This window comes from Actinomyces sp. Marseille-QA0893, from assembly GCF_976954355.1.
Genome location: NZ_CDRJSY010000001.1, coordinates 424,783 through 443,816, shown reverse-complemented (window position 1 = coordinate 443,816; position 19,034 = coordinate 424,783). Strand labels below are relative to the sequence as shown.

Below are 19,034 nucleotides of genomic sequence, written 5' to 3'. Positions count from 1 at the left end.
CTGACACCTATACAGAGTGATTTTCCGGAGGATATAGTCATGGTTTCTCTTTCACGCGCATCGAAGGTGGCGGCAATCTTGGCCGTGTCTGGATTGGGCCTTGGAGCCTGCTCCGCGCACCCGGGAACTGCAGCGATCGTCGGTGATTGGAGCGTGAGCGAGGCAGAACTGGACCTGTCCAGTCAGCAGCTCAGCGCATTGATGGGACAGCAGGTCGATGCAGCGCAATTCCTTCCGGATATGAGTTCTTCACGTGCAGTGGGCCAAGTTGCTGAAGAAAACGGCGTGACGGTGAGCGACGAAGAGGTCATGCAACAGTTCCAGCAAATGGGGGAGCGCGTTGTTGCTCGTGGAGGACAGAGCACCCCTGTGGCAGAACCGACCCCCTTCTTGAAGACGATCGTCAAGGATACTTTGGCCCTGCAAAAGCTTCGTTCAATGGGATTTTCCTCCGAAAAATCCCAGGAGCTGAGCAACCAGATTTCGCAGATTATGCAGTCGACAAAGGTTGAGATCAATCCGCGCTACGGCACCTACAATGCGCAAAGCAATGAGCTGACTCAGACAGTTTTCGGCGACGTCGTCCGCTCGAGCTCTGCCGCTCAGCAGGGGAGCCAGAACTAGTCGGCGGCTCCGCGTGGGCGTATGAGTCCCACGTGTCTGAAATGTGATGTATCGCCCACCCGTGAGGGTGGGCGATACGGCATTTATGGGGACCTATGTCTAATTTGCGCCAATGTGTCCTTGATCGTGACGAGGAAAACGCGTGTGAGTGCCCGCGTAGTACTGATGGAGTGGCCCCGAATGTACTAGCGTTAGATACGACAGTAGTCACGTAGTTAATCGATTGGAGAATTAACGTGGCAAGCATTGAAGCAATCGGAGCTCGCGAGATCCTCGACTCCCGCGGTAACCCCACCGTTGAGGTTGAGGTCATTCTTGAAGATGGCACTTTCGAGCGCGCAGCAGTTCCTTCTGGCGCCTCCACCGGTGCATTCGAGGCCGTTGAGCGTCGCGATGGCGACAAGGGTCGTTACCAGGGCAAGGGCGTTCAGGACGCCGTTGATGCAGTGAACGACATCATCGCCCCCGAACTGATTGACGAAGACGCTTCCGACCAGCGTCGTATCGATGAAATCATGATCGAGCTGGACGGCACCCCCAACAAGGGCAAGCTCGGCGCCAACGCAATTCTCGGTGTCTCCCTTGCTGTTGCAAAGGCTGCTGCCGAGTCCGCAGGTCTGCCCCTCTACCGTTATCTGGGCGGCCCCAACGCTCACATCCTGCCCGTTCCCATGATGAACATCCTCAACGGTGGCTCTCACGCAGACACCAACGTTGACATCCAGGAGTTCATGATTGCTCCTCTGGGTGCACCGACCTTCCGCGATGCCCTCCGCTGGGGCGCCGAGGTCTACCACACCCTCAAGGCTGTCATCAAGGAACGTGGCCTGTCCACCGGTCTGGGCGACGAGGGCGGTTTCGCACCGAACCTCTCCTCTAACGCCGCTGCACTCGACCTGATCATCGAGGCCATCGAAAAGGCCGGCTTCAAGCCCGGCACCGATGTTGCACTCGCCCTGGACGTCGCCTCCTCCGAGTTCTTCAAGGATGGCCTGTACCAGTTCGAAGGCGAAGGCCGCTCGACCGACTACATGGTCACCTACTACGAGAAGCTCATCCGCGACTACCCGCTGGTCTCCATCGAAGACCCGTTGTCGGAAGACGAATGGGACGCATGGACCGCTCTGACCGCCGAAATCGGCGATCGTGTCCAGCTCGTTGGCGACGACCTCTTCGTCACCAACCCCGAGCGTCTGCGCAAGGGCATCGAGCTGCGCGCTGCTAACGCTCTGCTCGTCAAGGTGAACCAGATCGGCTCCCTGACCGAGACCCTGGATGCCGTGGAAGAAGCACACCGCAACGGCTACCGTTCAATGACCTCTCACCGTTCCGGTGAAACCGAGGACACCACCATTGCGGACCTCGCGGTTGCCACCAACTCCGGCCAGATCAAGACCGGTGCTCCCGCTCGCTCCGAGCGCGTGGCGAAGTACAACCAGCTCCTGCGCATCGAAGAGGATCTCGACGTTGCAGCAGTGTACGCGGGTCGTTCTTCCTTCCCCCGCGCTTCCTTCTGAGAAGCACATACTGACACGCTCCTAGGAGCGTGACCTAGGGGTGGGTGATGAGAAATCATCACCCACCCCTTCGTTATGCGATTCAGCCCTCAATTGGGAACACATGAGTTTTATGTTCTGCCCGTCTTGCCGGCTTGAGGCACCATAGGGATATGGCTCAGAAACCCAGAAAAGGACGCCCAGTCGTCCCCAACGCCCGCAGACGTCAAGCTGCGGCTGAGCCTGATACCCAGCGACGGCCTCGTCAGGTGGGAAAAACCCCGCACGCGCGCGCTCAAGGGACTCAAAGCACACCAAGCGTGCGCACAACAACGCGAGTGCGTCCGGAACGCGAAGCTTCCAGATCCCGCGCCCAAGCCACGGAAAACGTCGCGAAGCGCCCCAGCTCGGTCTCTTTCGGCGGTATCGAAATCTCAATGCGTATTTTGGGATTGCTCCTTCTTGGGGCTCTTCTCGCGCTGCTCCTCGTTCCTTCCTTCATGCAGCTGTGGAGCCAAGAACGCGAACTTGCAGCGATCAAGGCAAAAGTTCAACAAACCCAGGCGGACAACGACGCAAAGCGTCAACAACTCGAACTGTGGTCGAACCCGCAGTACATCGCCTCACAGGCGCGAGAACGCCTCGGATACGTCAAGCCCGGAGAAACTCAGTACTCCGTCTTGGACCCCGGTAAGGACTACCAAGACCAAGCCCAAGTCGCGGCAGCACGCGAGGCCGGCCCCGCTCGCCCGTGGATGCAGGTTCTCTCAATGACGGTCGAAGAGGCAGACCACCCGACGGGAAATATCCAGACCGCACAAACAGGCGGAAATGCGCCATCTCCCTCGCAGTCGGCGACTCCTGAAACCAGCGCAAGCACGCAAGGAACTGGCAACTGATCGCGGCGTGCCACGCCGGCCAGATCCACTGTGTGGAAACACTCCCTCCCTCAAGGCTTTTCGCGTAAAATAATCCGGGTTTGTCTGAATGTGGAGGAATGATGAACGCAATTACGCCGGCTAGCACCGAGGATCTTCAAGTTCTCGAAGAACAATTGGGACGTGTTCCCAGAGGGGTCGTCGGGATCGCCGCGCGTTGTATTTGCGGGAAGCCAACCGTTGTTGCGACGGCGCCCAGGCTCGAAGACGGAACTCCTTTCCCGACAACGTTCTACCTGACCAGTCCCGGAGCGGTCCGCGCTTGCTCGACACTTGAAGCAACCAAGGTCATGGAAGACTTCAATCAGCGCCTCACCGATGATGAGGACCTCCGCGCCGCCTACCAGCGCGCTCACGAGGCCTACATTGCTTCCCGCGAGCAACTCGGCAAGCAGCTTGAGCTCGACGTTCCTGAAATTCACGGGGTATCCGCCGGCGGAATGCCCACGCGCGTCAAGTGTCTGCATGCAGTGGTCGGTCATGCGCTGGCAGCGGGGGAAGGCGTGAACCCGATCGGTGACCTCGCGCTCGAGATGATGCGCGAACGAGGCCTGTGGGATCGCCAGTCCTGCACCTGCTGATGCGCGGTGCGTGTCAATTTCTAGAAGAAGTGAAATCCCCAGAAGGAATGGAACGATGACGCGGGTAGCGGCAATTGACTGTGGAACAAACTCAATTCGACTTCTTGTTGCAGACGGCGAAACCCAGGGTGAGCGCGTGATTTTGAACGATCTCACCCGTCAAATGCGGATCGTGCGCTTGGGACAGGGCGTTGATCGTACGGGGCGCCTTGCTCCCGAGGCAATCGAACGCACTCTCGCAGCGGTGCGCGAGTACAAGCGGATGATCGACAACCTGGGTGCAACGGACATTCGTTTCGTGTCGACATCTGCAATGCGCGACGCTGAAAACCGTCAGGAATTTATTGAGCCGGTGAAAAACCTCCTAGGCGTCTACCCGGAAGTTGTTCCCGGCACTGAAGAGGCCGCCTTGTCTTTCGCCGGTGCTGCAAGCAGCGTGCACGCCTACGATCGCGGGAAGGTGTTGGTCGTCGATATCGGCGGCGGTTCAACGGAAATGGTCGTGGGAACTCTCGGTAAGGGAGTTGACGCGGCATATTCAGCCGATATGGGTTCTGTTCGCGTGACCGAGAAATTCTTTGCGGGATGCGCAAGCGATCAGCCGATTCCCGACGGGGTCCAAGCCCAGGCCAGTGAGTGGATCGATGCACGCCTTGACGAGGCCGAAGAAATTGTCGATTTCTCTAGCGTCCGAGGCGTGGTGGGCGTAGCAGGCACCATCACAACGATTGCTGCACACGTGCTGGGCTTGGCCTCGTACCAGCCGGAAAAGATCGATGGCGCATTTTTGAGCCACGCGGATACCGATGCCTCGGTCCGTTTCATGCTCGAGCAGCCACTGGCGGTCAAGGCAGCCCTCGGGTTCATGCCCGAGGGGCGCGCGGACGTCATCGCAGGTGGCGCCCTGATCTGGAAGCGTGTCATGGACCGCGTTACTCTACGCTGCGAGAATACAAACCACCCGATAGCGGGCGCCCACGTCTCCGAACACGATATCCTTGACGGTATCGCGCTTTCGATGCTGGCTCGTCGCTAGCGGCGATGCCCCCATAGCCCAATTGGCAGAGGCAACCGACTTAAAATCGGTGTGTTGTCGGTTCGAGTCCGACTGGGGGTACTCAATAGATACTGAACCGAGGGAAAGGAAATCTCATGACAAACCCCGTGTTCTCAAAGATGGAGCGAGACTGGTCTCGCGCCGATTCGACTCCTGCGGGCTATCCGGCGATGCCCGGCTACCAGCCCACGAATGCTCAAGCTTCCGGGACAACCGTTGTTGATCCCGCGCGCTACCCCTACGCTCAGCCTCAGGCCTCGACCTATGGGACCCAGGCTCAGGGCGGCTACGCTGGCGCACCCAGCGTTGACCCCTCCGTGTATGCCGATCTCCAGCAGGCCTACCAGGCGCCTTCCGCGGACGCGGTTGATCGCGGTCGCATGACCTATGACGACGCCTTGATGAAGACCGGAATCTCTTTCCTCATCCTGCTTCTTGGCGCCGCCCCTGCGTGGTTCCTCGCTGCAATGAACCCCTCGCTGGGCATTTTTGCAATGGGGCTGGGCGCGTTGGTCGCTTTCATTTTGGCAATGGTGAATTCCTTCTCGAAGACCATTCGCCCGGGCCTCATCATGGCCTACGCCTTCGCAGAGGGTGTCTCGCTGGGTGCCCTGTCCTCCTTCATGGAAATGATGTACCCGGGCATCGTCGCTCAGGCATTCATCGCAACCCTTGCCGTTACAGGAATTACCCTCGTCCTCTTCACTTCCGGTAAGGTGCGCAATTCGCCCAAGCTCGCAAAGTTCACCTTGATCGGGATCTTGGCTCTTCTCCTGACGCGCATTGCAAACGCGGTTTTGGTCGCCTTTGGAGCGATGTCTCCGATCGACACGATCTACGTCAAGGGCATTCCGCTGGGCGTGGTTGTCTCCCTCATCGCCGTTGTCCTTGCAACCCTGTCCTTGATCGGTGACTTCGATACCGTCAAACAGGGCGTTGAACGAGGTGCTCCCGTGCAATTCGCGTGGTACTGCGCTTTCGGCATCATGGTCACGGTCGTGTGGATGTACGTCGAAATCCTCCGAATTCTTTCGATCTTGGCGTCTCGTCGCTAACAAGTTGGGGTCGCGCTCGCTCGAGCGTGGCCCCTTCTGCATCCTTCGGGATGCCTCATTGAATGCTCAGTCCTCTACCGCAGTACTTCCCTAAGGAGAAACCATGGAAAACCTAACTGTGACAGGTGAATTTGGCCGAAAGCCTACTCTGGAATTTGCTGATTCCACCCCCAGTGATGAGCTGCTCGTCGAGGTCCTCCATGAGGGCGACGGCCAGGTCGTCGAAGCTGGAGACACCATCCACTGCCACTACCTGGGGCAAGTCTGGGATGGAAACGTCTTCGATAACTCCTACGACCGCGGTGCTGCGCTGAGCTTCCAAATCGGCGTGGGAATGGTCATCCGCGGCTGGGATGAGGGACTCATTGGTCAGCGCGTCGGCTCGCGCGTCCTGCTGTCGATTCCTTCCGAATACGGTTATGGTCAGCGCGGTGTTCCCCAGGCTGGGATCCGCGGCGGCGATACCCTTGTTTTCGTCACCGATATTCTCGGTGTCGCCTGAGCCAACAAACTGAAAAGACGAGGCCAAGCATGAGCGAAAAGGATGCGCAGCAACAAGCATCAACCCCCGATCAACGCCCCAGCCGTACAGATAAGGGAGGAGGGGGAGCCGGCTCAAGCTTGGCCTCGTCGCTTCTGAAACCTCTCGAACAGATCAGGCGCCGCGTTCAAGAGCAGCGTTCTCATCTCCAGGGGGACAGGCCACAGCGCGTTCGCGTCGTCGTTGAGGACGAACCCACCAGCCGGGATGCTTCCGAGGCCGTGCCGTGGTCCCTGCGCGTGGGCGCGGCAGTTGCGTGGCGTGCGATCGTCGTTATCGCGGCGGTAGCTCTGCTGATTTTCGGAATGACTTTCGTTTACGGGATTATCGTTCCGATCGCGGTTGCGCTTCTTCTCGCGGTCTTCCTTAACCCGATGGTGTCGTGGCTACATCGCAAGGCTCACTTCCCGCGTGCCCTTGCTGCCCTCAGTGGTTTGCTTGCCACTGTGGTTGTTGTAGGTGCAGCGCTGTCGACCGCTGGGGCTCAGATCCTCTCGCAGGTTCCCTCACTGCTGACCCGCGCAAACGAAGGTCTCACCACGCTCCTCGAGTGGCTGCGCACCAGCCCATTGGGAATCGACACTTCCGGTATCGATTCGCATCTGGAAAACCTGCAATCCGAAATTGTCGCCTGGGTTCAATCCCACGCACAGTCCCTGATTTTCGGCGCGGTAAATGCGACTTCTTCAGCGATTTCTATCGCCACCGGTTCGGTGATCGCTCTCTTCTGCCTCTTCTTCTTCCTCAAAGATGGCCGCGATATCTGGGTTTGGTTCGTGCGCTTGCTTCCTAAGGGCGCTCGCGAACCCGTTCACGAGGCCGCAATTCGCGGGTGGGCAAGCATGGGTGGCTATGTGGTCGGCCAGATGCAAGTTGCCTTCATCGATGCGCTGAGCATTGGCATCGGTGCCTACTTCTTGGGCGTCCCACTGGTCATCCCGATCATCGTTTTGGTGTTTTTCGGCTCTTTCATTCCGATTATCGGTTCCCTGATTTCGGGAATTATTGCAGTCTTGGTGGCCGTCGTGGATCAGGGCTTCACCGTCGGTTTGATCATGCTGGTCATTATCTTGCTGGTCCAGCAAGTCGAGGGTAACCTCCTTCAACCACTTCTGATGTCCAACGCCGTATCTTTGCACCCGCTGGTTGTTTTGCTCGGTGTAACGGCAGGTTCGATGGTTGCCGGAATCGCGGGGGCGATTTTCTCCATCCCGATCGCAGCCTTCATTAACTCCACTGTGCTCTACCTGCACGGACACGATCCTGAGCCTGCGCTAGCGACAAAGCTTGATCGTCCAGGCGGGGCTCCGGGTACGCTCGATGCTTTGATTGCTCATTCCTACGGCGAGGATCTTCCCCTCCTTGCAGGGGAGGCAGTTGATGCACACACCTACGCTGTCAACGAGGAACTGAGCGAACGCATGGTGACTGCTGGCACTGCAGAGCCGGGCGATAGCGTGGGGACGCGTGTCGCTGATGAAATTGAGCAGAGCGCTGAAACGGATGAAGAAGACAGCGAGGCATGAGGCTGATTGAAGCTGAAAGCGCCTTGTTCTGACTGAACGCGTAAAACTGTGGGGGCTCCAGAGTTCAACTCTGGAGCCCCCACAGTTCGTTTGGGTTTACTCAGCCAACGAAAGGCGTTGCATCCAAGATCTCAACGGTGATCTCGCGGCCATTGGGGGCCTCGTAGGTGAGGGTATCGCCCTTGCGGTGTCCCATCACTGCTGCGCCCAGAGGAGCCTGAGAAGAGAAGACCTGCACTCCGAGATCGCCGCCGGCATCGCGGGAACCCAGGAGGAACTTCTGCTCGCGGCCTGCAACAAGAGCGGTGACAACCATTCCGGGTTCGACGATTCCATCATCAGCGGGGGTTTCGCCAACCTCAGCGTTGCGCAGCATTTCTTCGAGTGCCTGGATACGGGTCTCGTTGAGGGACTGCTCGTTGCGAGCGGCATGGTAGCCGCCGTTCTCGCGCAAATCGCCTTCTTGGCGAGCCGCGTCGATTAGGCGAGCAATCTCAGGACGACGCACCTCGACGCGATCCGTGAGCTCCGCCTGGAGCTTGTCATACTGAGCTTGAGTCAGCCATTGGGTATCAGCCATTACTTATGCCTCCGACATGTGCCGACGGGCGTCGGCCTTTACATTGATTCTATAGATTTGCCAGCGTAGCAGCCTTCAGCCTGGAAATGTGGATTTTGCGCTATCTGTGGAAAATTTACAAAACTGTCAAATACACGGCAGTACAGTGGCACGCCCACGCAAGAACCGTAAAGGTATGGAAGAACTCGTGGAACCCGAACCATCGAGGCGATAAATCGGGTTTCTTTGTTGCGTAGACGATCGCGCCGATCGTGTACAAGATTCCGCCAGCTAAAAGAAGCCAGACCACGGCCGGTCCCGCAAGCGCCCAGAATTGCGGGAGGTACCACAGAGCAACCCACCCCAAAGCAACGTAAATAAGCGTTGCGAGCCACCTGGGAGCGGTTGGCCAGAAGAGATTGAGCAGGATCCCGGCAAGCGCGCCTCCCCAGACGATTGACAAGATTGTGACCGCTTGGTCGTGAGGGAGCACTGCGACCGAAAGGGGAGTGTAGGTGCCGGCGATGAGCAGGAAGATGTTGGAATGATCGAGGCGATTCCAGACAATTTCCCATCGCGGCGACCAGTAGAAACGGTGGTAGAGCGCTGAAATGCCGAAGAGGATCAGCGAGGCAGCGAGGTAGATCGCCGAACCCCACTTGGATGCCCCACTGGGAGCGAGGCAGGTGAGGACGATAGATGCCGCCAAAGAAAGAGGCGCGGCGACTAGGTGGATCCATCCTCTCAAGTGAGGCTTGACCGAGACCTTCTGTCCGGGGAACCACTCAGTGGGTTTGAGGGAAGCGATTTTCATTGCTGCCTCCTCTAAAAACTCTACCTACGTTTGCGTAACTTACTACACCGTAGGGTACGCCAATCTCGCGGAAAATTCATCGCTTGTGGCGGTATATGTGAGGTAGCTCAGGGTTGCGGACGAATATGCAAGTGGCGTGAGAATCGCGATACCCTTAAACGGTATTGACACTCTTTCGCGCGGAAGGGACTGAAAGTGTCGCAGTGGAACATGCTCTATGACGTGTATGAGAAGCGCTTACGAGCATCTTTATCGGGGCGCCCAATCCCTCGCCACGTCGGAGTAATTCTTGACGGAAACCGGCGTTGGGCGAAGTCGATTGGCTTCACCGCTTCCCAAGGACACCGAGTCGGCGCGGGGAAAATCGCTGAGTTCCTTGGGTGGGCCGAAGAAGTTGGCGTCGAAATCGTCACTTTGTGGATGCTCTCGACCGATAACCTCTCGCGACAAAGCGATGAACTTGCTGAGCTCCTGACGATTATCGCGCAAACCGTGAGTGCCCTCAGTCAAACCGGAAAATGGCGCTTGCGTATCGTTGGGGATCTGCGCCTGCTCCCGGATGACATTGCCGATTCCCTCCGCGAAGCCGCAAAGGAAAGTCCTGCCACCAGCGCGCTCAGCGTCAACATTGCCGTCGGTTACGGCGGGCGCCATGAGATTGTCGAGGCCGTGCGCGAGGTGATCCGCGATGCGGGCCAGCGTGGGGAGAGTCTTGAAGAATTGGCTTCGCGATTGAAAGACTCTGATATTGCCGAGCATTTGTACACGGGAGATCAACCCGACCCTGATTTGGTGATCCGCACATCGGGAGAACAACGGCTGTCGGGTTTCATGATCTGGCAGTCTGCGCACTCAGAGTTTTACTTCTGTGAAACCTACTGGCCAGATTTTCGTAAGATCGACTTCCTGCGCGCCTTGCGAGCCTATGCGCAGCGCGAAAGGCGAATGGGGAAGTAAGGTCAGCGAGGTTCCTATGGGGCGAGGGCATAGGCTCGGTCGCCACTGAAGAAAAGCGTTGCACGATGAAACTTAGATAACCTTGGGGGGCTTGAATCCTGTGGATTCAAGCCCCCCAATGAGTCTTTTAGCGCTGAGAGATTGCCCTTCTTAGGCGAGGAACTCGGCGAGTTCCGACAACCAAGGCGGGTTCGCGCCAGCGCGGGAGACAGTAATGTCACCGATGGTTGCAGCGCGCTGCAAGATGAAGTCGACCTTTGAAGCATCCAAATCGCGCAGAGCAGGACGCGACATGGCACCGACCAGGCCGAGCGACCACAGTGCGTCGATCAGGCCGCCCATGAAGGAGTCACCGGCACCGACGGTGTCTTCGACCTTGACGTCTCCGGCGGGGATTGAACGGCGAACACCATTCGAAGTGAAGGCCGCTGCGCCATCCTTACCCTTCGTGACAACGATCAGCGAGGGGCCGGCTGTGAGCCAATCGCGCACGACTTCGTCGATTTCGCGTCCGTTGGTCAGCCACGCGATGTCTTCGTCGGAAACCTTGACGACATCGGAGATACCGATGAACTTGTTGACGATAGCGAGCGCCTGCTCGGGGGTGCCCATGAGTGCAGGGCGCGCATTGGGATCGTAGGTGATGATCGCGTGCTGACGCGCGGTAACCATGGCATCCAAAACGGCATGTGCACCCGGCTCGATGACTGCAGCAATGGAACCGGAGTGAACGATTCGGGCCTGAGTCGAAACCCAGATCGGGCTTGGGGGACACCAATCCAGATCAAAGGTGTAGCTTGCTGCGCCCTTTTCATTGAGCTTTGCTAGGGCAGTTGGGGTGTGGTCCGCGCCGAAGGATTCCTCGGTAATAAGCACATGCGAGGCTGTGAAGTGATCTTCAATAATCTCGCCACGTTCGTCGTGTGCAAGCCAAGTCTGCAGGCCGACGTTACGGCCCAGGCGCCCAAGAGTCATTGCGACGTTAGCGGGCGAACCACCCGGGATTTCGGCAGTTGGAACGGGGCTGTCCGCTGGGACAACGATATCCATCAGTGCCTCTCCGATGGAGAGGATGTGGGGGTCGGTTGCGAGGTCCATATTTCCTCCTGTTTCCAGACCACTTTGGCTGGTTCCACTAACAGATGACGCTTTAAGTCTAACCATTCCCAGCTGATTGCGGGACCCGGAGTCTACTGGTCGGACTGGGGTGATTCTGCTCCTGCTTGCATGCGCTGAGTTGCCGCGTCGAGGATGGAACGGCAACGCGTTGCAAGGGCCTCGCCGCGCTCCCACATGGCAAGAGTGTCTTCAAGGGGAGCCTGTCCGCTTTCAAGCGTCTTGACGATCGCAACGAGTTCATCGCGCGCTGCTTCGTAGGACAGTGTTTCGGGTGCGGGAAGGGATGTTTCTGCCATGGGAACCTCCGGTAGTGACAAGTATGGGCGGTAGTTGAGTGTGAAGGGGACGTTTACTGTGGGGATTCGGGTGCACGCGTAGCGGGCGTTGAACCGACAACTTGAGCAACCAAGCGACCCTGCGCCAAGATTCCCTCCACTAGAGTTCCCTTAGGAACTTGCGAAGCGTCGCGGACAAGCTCCCCTGAGGGAAGACGCAACATTGAGTAACCGCGTTCCAAAGTCGCCTGGGGGGAGAGGGCCTGAAGCGTTGCCGAGGCCTGAAGGATGCTCTGACGTTCAGAGCTCAAGCGACGCTCAACCTGAGTGCGCAGTGAGGTGAGAACGGAGTCAATGAAAGTCCGATGCGGCTCCAAAGTTGCAGCGGGAGCTAAGAAAATTGGACGAGACACCAGCAAATCGAGGTTGTAGCGCTCCTGATCAAGCCGACGCTGGATTGCACTACGCATTCCTTCGCGTGCTCGAGCAAGGCCATCAAGTTCCTGAACGAGATCGGGGACAATCCGGCGGGCGGCGTCGGTCGGCGTCGAGGCGCGGTAATCCGCAACGTAGTCCAAAAGGGGAGCATCCCCCTCATGACCGATGGCTGACACCAAAGGAGTTGAGGTTTGCGCGGCGGCGCGTACCAAGGCCTCGTCAGAGAAGGGGAGAAGATCCTCAACGGAACCGCCACCGCGGGCAACGACAATGACGTCCACCTGGGGGAGGGAGTCCAGTTCCGCGATTGCTTGGGTGACCTCGCGGACGGCGTATTGTCCCTGGACTGCGACCTCGCGGACCTCGAAGCGCGCACCGGGCCAACGCGCGCTCGCGTTGACGATGACATCGTCTTTAGCTTTTGCGTTTCGGCCACACACCAGGCCGATCACTCGCGGGAGGAAGGGAAGAGGCTTCTTGCGATCTGCATCAAAGAGGCCTTCGGCGGCCAGGCGCTGGCGCAAGCGCTCTATTTGAGCCAGCAGGTCGCCCAAACCCTGAAGATGAACTTCGGCTGCCTGGAGGTTGAGGCTTCCGCTGCGCTCCCAAAAAACGGGCTTGACGCGGGCAACGACTTTCACGCCCTCCTCAAAACCGGCACCAATCGCAGTGATGACATTGGGGAAGGCCGTCACGGTCATGGACGTGTCAGATTCCGTGTCGCGCAGTGTAAAGAAAGCCATGCGCGAACCCGGGCGCGGGTTGTATTGAACGACTTGGCCTTCAACCCAGAGCGGTGACATGCGATCCACGTAGATCTTGATGTTCTGGGTAAGCCTGCTGAGCCGCCACGGGTTGTCACGCGTGGTGTCGGCGGCTTTTGCAGCAGGAGGCATCTTTTCTGGCACGAAACAAGCATGACACAGGCACCTAGCATTTGCGTCCAGTGTGAGGAGCATCAGTGGTTTCGGCTGCGCGGATACTAGCGCCTACCTGTACCGTTGAATCATGACTGTTGACGACCAGACGCTGGGCAGCCTTGAACAAAAAAATGCCGGTGGGAAGATCTTGCTGGCAGCGCCACGCGGATATTGCGCGGGCGTTGACCGCGCAGTTGATGTCGTAGAAAAAGCGCTGGATCTGTACGGCGCTCCCGTGTACGTGCGCAAAGAAATCGTTCACAACAAATTCGTTGTGGAATCCTTGAGCAAGCGCGGGGCAATCTTTGTTCAAGAGACCGACCAGGTCCCCGAGGGCGCGCGCGTCGTCTTTTCCGCACACGGAGTTTCCCCTCAGGTTCATGAGGTCGCAGCGCAGCGACACCTGGCAACCATTGATGCGACATGCCCACTGGTGACCAAGGTTCATCGCGAGGCCGTGCGCTACGCGAAGGACGATTACGACATTATTTTGGTGGGCCACGAAGGCCACGAAGAAGTTGAAGGGACCTTTGGCGAGGCCCCTGAACACATTCAAGTCGTTGGAAGTCCTGAAGAAGTCGACAACTTGGTGGTGCGTGACCCCGAGCGGGTCGTGTGGATTTCACAGACCACTTTGTCGGTTGATGAGACTCGCCAGACTGTTGATCGCCTGCGCGAGCGTTTCCCGGCTCTTCTTGATCCGCCATCGGATGATATTTGCTACGCGACACAGAACCGCCAGGGGGCCGTGAAGGTCATTGCGCCGCTGGTCGATGTCATGGTTGTTGTGGGCTCGGCGAATTCCTCGAACTCGGTGCGTTTGGTTGATGTCGCGCTCGAATCGGGTGTGCCCGCTGCGTATCGCATCGACAAGGCCGAGGAACTCCAAGAAGAATGGTTTGAGGGTGCCTCGACGGTTGGCCTGACTTCGGGTGCTTCGGTGCCCGAGATTCTTGTACGCGATGTTGTTGCTTGGCTGCAAGAACGCGGTTTCCCAACAGTTGAAGAGGTGCGGACCGAGACGGAGACGACGACTTTCGCACTTCCTCGCGATCTGCGTTCAGACCTGAAGAATGCTGGACAGATTGATGTGCGCCCTCACGCTCGCCGCACTGCGGGGCCTGATCACACCAGCTGAGCGCAAGTTCACCCGCTTTTTCACGCACTTTCTATGCGTGCGGGCAAACGGGAGTGCGGCCTCGTCGGATAGGATAGGGGCGTGTCTTTAACTATTGGTATCGCTGGCCTGCCCAACGTTGGCAAGTCCACCCTGTTTAATGCCCTGACCCGCGCGACCGTTCTGGCTGCGAACTACCCCTTCGCGACCATTGAACCGAACGTCGGTGTGGTCCCTCTTCCTGACCCGCGCTTGAACAAGCTTGCCGAGATCTTCGGCTCCCAGCGCATCGTCCCCGCGACCGTGTCTTTCGTTGATATTGCGGGTATTGTGCGTGGTGCGTCTGAGGGTGAGGGCTTGGGTAACCAGTTCCTTGCGAACATTCGCGAGGCCGACGCCATTTGCCAGGTGACGCGCGCCTTCTCCGACCCTGACGTCGTGCACGTTGACGGCAAGGTTGATCCTGAGTCGGATATTGAAACCATTAAGACCGAGCTGATTCTGGCTGACATGCAGACGCTCGAAAAGCAGATCCCCAGGCTGGAAAAGGAAGTTCGCGGCAAGAAGACCGAGGCAATTGTCTTGGAAACCGCGCGCGAGGCAATGGAATTGCTCGAAAAGGGTGAACTGCTCAGCGGCCCCGCGGGCGCAAAGCTCGACCAGGATGCATTGAAGTCTTTCCAACTGATGACCTCTAAGCCCTTCATCTTCGTGTTCAACATGGATGCGGCGGAGATGGACAACCAGGAAATGCAAGACGAATTGCGTGCTCTGGTTGCTCCGGCTGAAGCGATCTTCTTGGATGCGCAGTTTGAGTCCGAGCTGGTCGAGCTCGATGAGGACGATGCGCGCGAAATGCTGGCTGAGTCCGGTCAGAGCGAATCGGGCCTGGACAAGCTCGCACGCGTTGGCTTTGACACCCTTGGCCTGCAAACCTACCTGACCGCTGGCGAGAAGGAAGCACGCGCCTGGACGATTCACAAGGGCGACACAGCTCCCAAGGCCGCAGGCGTCATCCACACGGACTTCGAAAAGGGCTTCATTAAGGCTGAAATCGTCTCCTACGACGATCTGATCGAGGCCGGTTCCATGGCCGCCGCGAAGGCTGCAGGTAAGGTCCGCATGGAAGGCAAGGACTACGTCATGGAAGACGGCGACATCGTCGAGTTTCGTACGGGGCTTACGTCTGGAGGTAAGAAGTGAGTGAAGACCGCTCCTCCGCCCTTGATGCCTATGCCTATCCCATCAAGTCATGTCGGTCGTTGAGTTCAAATTTTAACTTACCGTGGTAGTCCTGATATGCGCCTGACGTCCGCCGAGTCAAAATGGTCCAAGATAAGGGAAGGGACGCGATGGATGAAGTGGATGTGATTGTCGAGCGATTCCGTGAGCTTGCTCGAGGCGAGTGTGACTCACTGCTTACTTTCCTCCCAATTTTTGAGGAAGCTGTCACAATTCCCGGGACATCGACTCTCGTCAGAACGCACTTTCTGGCGCACGATGCCAATGGTGTTCCTGCTACGGATTCCCTCGCAGGGGTTATGGCAAACGCAGCCGTTGATTTTTGCATACCTCGCGCTAAGGCTGCGCAAGCGTATGCGGATTACGAGAAGACCAAGTCAACCGAAGCCATAATCAGCTTAAATGAACAAGCTCGAGACTTGTTTGTCGAATCAGAGAGCTCAGGTGAAGGTGGTGAACTCCTTCTGTTCCTACTCCTAGAACGAGTTCTGCAACGACCACAACTGATTTCGAAGATGGCACTGAAGACGAACCCCCAGGTGCACGTGCACGGATCGGATGGTATCCATGGGGGTCTTGCGGATGACGGTGTTCTGGACCTCTACTGGGGTGAGTCAAAGCTCTACCACTCGAGTTCAGATGCTTTTAAAGACTGCTTTGAAAGCATTGCTCCATATCTGTTGCCTGATGGAACGGACCGTCGGAAGCAGGATTTGCTTCTGGTGCGAGATCACCTGAATGTTCCCCAACCTGAGTTGGTTTCTTATCTGCTCGAGTACTTCGACGAAACGAACCCAAAGACGTTGAAGGTTCGATGGAACGGGGTTTGTCTAGTCGGTTTTGATCTTGACAACTACCCGAACATCGCTGCCCTTGATGAGGCTCAGAAAGAGGACCTGTCGAAGATGGTTAGACGGTGGCATAACACCATTGGTAGCCGAGTCAATGAGTTCAAGATTATAACCGTGAACATCGATCTTTTCTGTATTCCTATGCCGAGCGTTGCTGATCTGCGTGCACACGTTCTGAAGCGGATAGGCGTCAAATGACTAGAAGTACATCCTTGGAAGAAGTTGTCTTCTCCTCACAAAAATTCAGAGAGGTGCTAGAGGACGCTCGCAAGCTGATGATTCGTTTGGAGTTTTCATCGGTGGAGTGGGATAGTGCGCCTTCTGCGATTGACTGGGGATTTGCCTTGCTCTACGCCAGCGCGATTACATCGATACAATCCGAGCGTGCGCAATCTGCGGTCCTCAGAATCGCAACGGCATGTATTCTTGCTTCTGACGCAGAGGAAGCTCATAAAGCAGCCGCTGCAGCGCTTCTCGAACGCTGTGGTAACCATATGGCGGTTGAACTCGCTGAGTCTCGAGATCGGATTTCACCCGAGGCTTGGCGTCGTCTGCCCGCCGCACTCAGGCTCGAGGTTATTCGGAGTCGCATTGACTACTCAGTCCGTCTTTCCGATGAGAGACTTCTGGCGGTCAACCCATTTCAGAGCAAATTTTGGGAAGCAGTGAGGTCAAATGACTGGTTGAGTGTATCTGCGCCGACATCCGCTGGGAAGTCTCGCATCATTAGAGAGTACTTCTTGGAGAATACACGCCAAACGGATTCGTTCACCCTGGTCTATCTCGTGCCAACACGTGCCCTCATCGAGGAAGTTTCGCGTGACCTGCGGCGGGAATTGCCTTCGGATGTCGGAGTCTTCACGATGCCCTGGGATCCTGATCTTAAGGAGTCATCAAAGACTGTATTGGTCGTTACACAGGAGAGACTTCACCTAGTATTAGAACTGATCCCATCGCTTACAGTAACCCTCTTGTTCGTTGATGAAGCGCAGTCCCTGTCCAGTGATGAGCGGGGGATTCTTCTTCAGTATGCAATCGAGCGCACTATTAGGCGCAGTCCAAAGGCACAGGTACTGTTCGCGAGTCCACTCACCTCCAACCCAGAGATGTTCATCGAAAACGCGCCTCCTAATCAGCGTTCCGACTCCTTCGTATCTGAGACGGTTACGGTGAATCAGAATCTCCTCTGGATTGAGGGCATTAGTCGAAAGCCTAAACGTAGAGCCGTCTTCCTGGTGTCGGACGAGGGAAAACACAGACTTGGTGAACTTGTGCTCGCCCAGCGCACGGTAAACGTGCATATGCGCATCGCGTTAGTGGCTTCTGCGCTGGCCGGAAATACCCCCGGCAATATCATCTATGTCAACGGTCAGAGCGAGGCCGAGAGTGTTGCGAAGGCTATATTCGAGCAGCTGCCGCCCGTGATGGAAGTTGACAAGGAGATCGAGGATCTACAGGAGCTAATTAAGACTGCAGTTCACAGTAAGTACTTACTTGTCGACGTCTTAGAGCGGCGCGTAGCCTTCCACTACGGGAATATGCCGCTGGTAGTGCGTACGGAGATTGAACGTCTCTTCGGCGAGGGGAAGATCTATTACCTGATTTGCACGTCAACCTTGCTTGAGGGCGTAAATCTTCCATGTCGAACAATATTTATGCGTAACCCCAAGAAAGGGACTGGTAATCCGTTAAGTGAGGGTGATTTCTGGAACTTGGCAGGACGTGCAGGACGCTGGGGTAAGGAATTTGCAGGCAACGTCGTATGCGTCGACACCGATGATGACAAACTTTGGCCTAATCTCCCCCAGGTGCGAAAGCGGTCGCAGATCACCCGTGCAGTTAGCAAAGGGCTTGACGAAACATCTGGGCTAATATCGTTTGTGCGCGCAGCTGATGAAGTACCCAATGATAGCGTCTCTGAAAGTCTCTTCGCGTACTTATGCTCACGGTATCTCGCGGGCGAGTCCAATCAGGCACTTCTCGATCATGTTCCGCACGAATCAGAACGTAGCGAGATCGAGCGTGCGGTTAAATATGCGACAACCGATCTTAAGATCCCCGCCGAGATTATTACGCGACATACAAGTATTGCCCCCATATCAATGGAACGCCTGCTTGACAATTTTCGTCAGTCTGGAAAAATGCCGAACGATCTCGTTCTGCCGTTGCCCGAGGAATCTGATGCGAAGGAGCGGGTTCAGGAGGCGCTTGTGCGGATCGGTGCAACAATGACAAACGTCTTCGGGAAGCCTCAATCAGATAATGATCGACGCAAGTGGCAGCTCGCCAACCTCATCGTCAATTGGATGAAGGGCATGCCCTTGGCGCGGTTGATCGATCAACGGATCAGAACCAACAAGAATTCCAATATTGCGGCGGCAATCCGAGATGTCATGAGAGACATTGAGACAATAGCACGATTCCACGCGCCTAAGTACCTCGCTTGCTATGCTGATTTGCTCGAGGTCTACTCAGGAGAGTTCGGGCTAAGAACTACTGCGCAGGTTGACTACGCGATGATGCTCGAACTTGGTGTCTCCCGCTCGAGTGAGGTTGTGCTTATGTCGCTTGGCCTTTCTCGGACAACTACTGTTGCTTTATCCGAATTCATCGGCGTCGACGAGTGGACGCGGGCTGAAGCTCTTGAATGGCTTGCGGCCCAGAACTTCGATGGGCTTGGAGTGCCAGTTCTCCTGCAACGAGAGATAAACGACATGCTTGAAAACGCTGCTACATGCGATCGAACTGAACCGGAAGCCCAATAGACAGTATGGGCCTCATGAATCAAGAGATGGTTCAGCGTCAACGGGGGTACGTTGATACCCCGTTGGTCGATGTAGCCCGCTCAGTTCGAGACAGGGGACTGCAACCAGCTTAGAGGGGAACTGAACAGAGTTTGAATTGAGATTTAATGTTTAATCACT

The 19,034-nt window shown here is 56.8% G+C and carries 18 protein-coding genes and 1 tRNA gene; 14 read left to right on the top strand and 5 right to left on the bottom strand.

Translation table 11 applies throughout. The features are described from left to right. The first annotated feature begins 39 nt into the window (after window positions 1-39). The 9 genes from ACWNMW_RS02065 to ACWNMW_RS02025 all read left to right on the top strand — a co-directional run bounded on the left by ACWNMW_RS02065 (window position 40) and on the right by ACWNMW_RS02025 (window position 7,818). On the top strand, window positions 40-624 hold the full coding sequence (locus ACWNMW_RS02065) for a hypothetical protein (protein ID WP_449489876.1): 585 nt from the start codon (window positions 40-42) through the stop codon (window positions 622-624). Window positions 625-860: 236 nt separating this feature from the next. Continuing rightward, window positions 861-2,141: a phosphopyruvate hydratase gene (gene eno / locus ACWNMW_RS02060; protein WP_072457502.1), complete on the top strand. Its 1,281-nt coding sequence runs from the start codon at window positions 861-863 to the stop codon at window positions 2,139-2,141. Between the two features lie 152 nt (window positions 2,142-2,293). After that, window positions 2,294-3,019 carry an FtsB family cell division protein gene (locus tag ACWNMW_RS02055; protein ID WP_449489875.1) on the top strand — a complete coding sequence of 242 codons (726 nt, stop codon included), beginning with the start codon at window positions 2,294-2,296 and terminating at the stop codon, window positions 3,017-3,019. A gap of 98 nt (window positions 3,020-3,117) precedes the next feature. Next, window positions 3,118-3,639: a DUF501 domain-containing protein gene (locus tag ACWNMW_RS02050; RefSeq protein WP_449489874.1), complete on the top strand. Its 522-nt coding sequence runs from the start codon at window positions 3,118-3,120 to the stop codon at window positions 3,637-3,639. Window positions 3,640-3,694: 55 nt separating this feature from the next. Beyond that, the gene (locus ACWNMW_RS02045; RefSeq protein WP_449489873.1) at window positions 3,695-4,675 is read left to right on the top strand and encodes a Ppx/GppA phosphatase family protein; all 981 of its coding nucleotides are present in this window, start codon (window positions 3,695-3,697) and stop codon (window positions 4,673-4,675) included. A 7-nt stretch (window positions 4,676-4,682) separates the two neighbouring features. Continuing rightward, window positions 4,683-4,756: transfer RNA gene (locus ACWNMW_RS02040), tRNA-Leu, on the top strand. 35 nt (window positions 4,757-4,791) lie between these two features. Next, on the top strand, window positions 4,792-5,751 hold the full coding sequence (locus tag ACWNMW_RS02035; protein WP_314212194.1) for a Bax inhibitor-1/YccA family protein: 960 nt from the start codon (window positions 4,792-4,794) through the stop codon (window positions 5,749-5,751). A 103-nt stretch (window positions 5,752-5,854) separates the two neighbouring features. Next, entirely contained in the window at window positions 5,855-6,253 is a 399-nt protein-coding gene (locus ACWNMW_RS02030) for an FKBP-type peptidyl-prolyl cis-trans isomerase (protein WP_449489872.1), read from the top strand. Between the two features lie 29 nt (window positions 6,254-6,282). After that, window positions 6,283-7,818 (top strand): AI-2E family transporter, encoded by a 1,536-nt coding sequence (locus ACWNMW_RS02025; protein WP_449489871.1) that lies wholly within the window; start codon window positions 6,283-6,285, stop codon window positions 7,816-7,818. Between the two features lie 100 nt (window positions 7,819-7,918). On the opposite strand, the gene greA is transcribed toward ACWNMW_RS02025, so the two are convergent. After that, window positions 7,919-8,398, bottom strand: coding sequence for a transcription elongation factor GreA (greA, locus tag ACWNMW_RS02020; protein ID WP_034502055.1), 480 nt, complete (start codon window positions 8,396-8,398; stop codon window positions 7,919-7,921). Between the two features lie 115 nt (window positions 8,399-8,513). Then, window positions 8,514-9,191, bottom strand: a complete 678-nt coding sequence (gene trhA, locus ACWNMW_RS02015; RefSeq protein WP_449489870.1) for a PAQR family membrane homeostasis protein TrhA — start codon at window positions 9,189-9,191, stop codon at window positions 8,514-8,516. A 195-nt stretch (window positions 9,192-9,386) separates the two neighbouring features. Between trhA and ACWNMW_RS02010 the strand changes: the two genes are divergently transcribed. Further along, on the top strand, window positions 9,387-10,148 hold the full coding sequence (locus tag ACWNMW_RS02010; RefSeq protein WP_034502052.1) for an isoprenyl transferase: 762 nt from the start codon (window positions 9,387-9,389) through the stop codon (window positions 10,146-10,148). Window positions 10,149-10,298: 150 nt separating this feature from the next. Here the strand turns inward: ACWNMW_RS02010 and ACWNMW_RS02005 are convergent, their stop codons facing one another. The 3 genes from ACWNMW_RS02005 to xseA form a co-directional block, all read right to left on the bottom strand. Further along, complete coding sequence (locus ACWNMW_RS02005; RefSeq protein ID WP_034502050.1) at window positions 10,299-11,246, bottom strand: carbohydrate kinase family protein; 948 nt, start codon at window positions 11,244-11,246, stop codon at window positions 10,299-10,301. A gap of 92 nt (window positions 11,247-11,338) precedes the next feature. Continuing rightward, window positions 11,339-11,563, bottom strand: coding sequence for an exodeoxyribonuclease VII small subunit (locus ACWNMW_RS02000; protein ID WP_034502049.1), 225 nt, complete (start codon window positions 11,561-11,563; stop codon window positions 11,339-11,341). Window positions 11,564-11,616: 53 nt separating this feature from the next. Next, a complete protein-coding gene (xseA, locus tag ACWNMW_RS01995; RefSeq protein ID WP_449489981.1) occupies window positions 11,617-12,876 on the bottom strand; it encodes an exodeoxyribonuclease VII large subunit in 1,260 nt (419 codons plus the stop codon). A gap of 112 nt (window positions 12,877-12,988) precedes the next feature. Between xseA and ACWNMW_RS01990 the strand changes: the two genes are divergently transcribed. From ACWNMW_RS01990 to ACWNMW_RS01975, 4 genes are all read left to right on the top strand, one after another. Beyond that, window positions 12,989-14,038: a 4-hydroxy-3-methylbut-2-enyl diphosphate reductase gene (locus tag ACWNMW_RS01990; RefSeq protein WP_072457525.1), complete on the top strand. Its 1,050-nt coding sequence runs from the start codon at window positions 12,989-12,991 to the stop codon at window positions 14,036-14,038. Window positions 14,039-14,119: 81 nt separating this feature from the next. Continuing rightward, window positions 14,120-15,220, top strand: a complete 1,101-nt coding sequence (gene ychF / locus ACWNMW_RS01985) for a redox-regulated ATPase YchF (protein WP_449489869.1) — start codon at window positions 14,120-14,122, stop codon at window positions 15,218-15,220. 149 nt (window positions 15,221-15,369) lie between these two features. Beyond that, window positions 15,370-16,308 carry a HamA C-terminal domain-containing protein gene (locus ACWNMW_RS01980; RefSeq protein ID WP_449489868.1) on the top strand — a complete coding sequence of 313 codons (939 nt, stop codon included), beginning with the start codon at window positions 15,370-15,372 and terminating at the stop codon, window positions 16,306-16,308. A gap of 14 nt (window positions 16,309-16,322) precedes the next feature. Continuing rightward, window positions 16,323-18,875 carry a DEAD/DEAH box helicase gene (locus ACWNMW_RS01975; protein WP_449489867.1) on the top strand — a complete coding sequence of 851 codons (2,553 nt, stop codon included), beginning with the start codon at window positions 16,323-16,325 and terminating at the stop codon, window positions 18,873-18,875. Window positions 18,876-19,034 lie beyond the last annotated feature (159 nt).

Coding starts and splice junctions, on each gene's coding strand:
- ACWNMW_RS02065 (WP_449489876.1), top strand. CDS start 40: ATGGTTTCTCTTTCACGCGCATCGAAGGTGGCGGCAATCTTGGCCGTG.
- ACWNMW_RS02055 (WP_449489875.1), top strand. CDS start 2,294: ATGGCTCAGAAACCCAGAAAAGGACGCCCAGTCGTCCCCAACGCCCGC.
- ACWNMW_RS02050 (WP_449489874.1), top strand. CDS start 3,118: ATGATGAACGCAATTACGCCGGCTAGCACCGAGGATCTTCAAGTTCTC.
- ACWNMW_RS02045 (WP_449489873.1), top strand. CDS start 3,695: ATGACGCGGGTAGCGGCAATTGACTGTGGAACAAACTCAATTCGACTT.
- ACWNMW_RS02035 (WP_314212194.1), top strand. CDS start 4,792: ATGACAAACCCCGTGTTCTCAAAGATGGAGCGAGACTGGTCTCGCGCC.
- ACWNMW_RS02030 (WP_449489872.1), top strand. CDS start 5,855: ATGGAAAACCTAACTGTGACAGGTGAATTTGGCCGAAAGCCTACTCTG.
- ACWNMW_RS02025 (WP_449489871.1), top strand. CDS start 6,283: ATGAGCGAAAAGGATGCGCAGCAACAAGCATCAACCCCCGATCAACGC.
- greA (WP_034502055.1), bottom strand. CDS start 8,398: ATGGCTGATACCCAATGGCTGACTCAAGCTCAGTATGACAAGCTCCAG.
- trhA (WP_449489870.1), bottom strand. CDS start 9,191: ATGAAAATCGCTTCCCTCAAACCCACTGAGTGGTTCCCCGGACAGAAG.
- ACWNMW_RS02005 (WP_034502050.1), bottom strand. CDS start 11,246: ATGGACCTCGCAACCGACCCCCACATCCTCTCCATCGGAGAGGCACTG.
- ACWNMW_RS02000 (WP_034502049.1), bottom strand. CDS start 11,563: ATGGCAGAAACATCCCTTCCCGCACCCGAAACACTGTCCTACGAAGCA.
- xseA (WP_449489981.1), bottom strand. CDS start 12,876: ATGCCTCCTGCTGCAAAAGCCGCCGACACCACGCGTGACAACCCGTGG.
- ACWNMW_RS01990 (WP_072457525.1), top strand. CDS start 12,989: ATGACTGTTGACGACCAGACGCTGGGCAGCCTTGAACAAAAAAATGCC.
- ACWNMW_RS01980 (WP_449489868.1), top strand. CDS start 15,370: ATGGATGAAGTGGATGTGATTGTCGAGCGATTCCGTGAGCTTGCTCGA.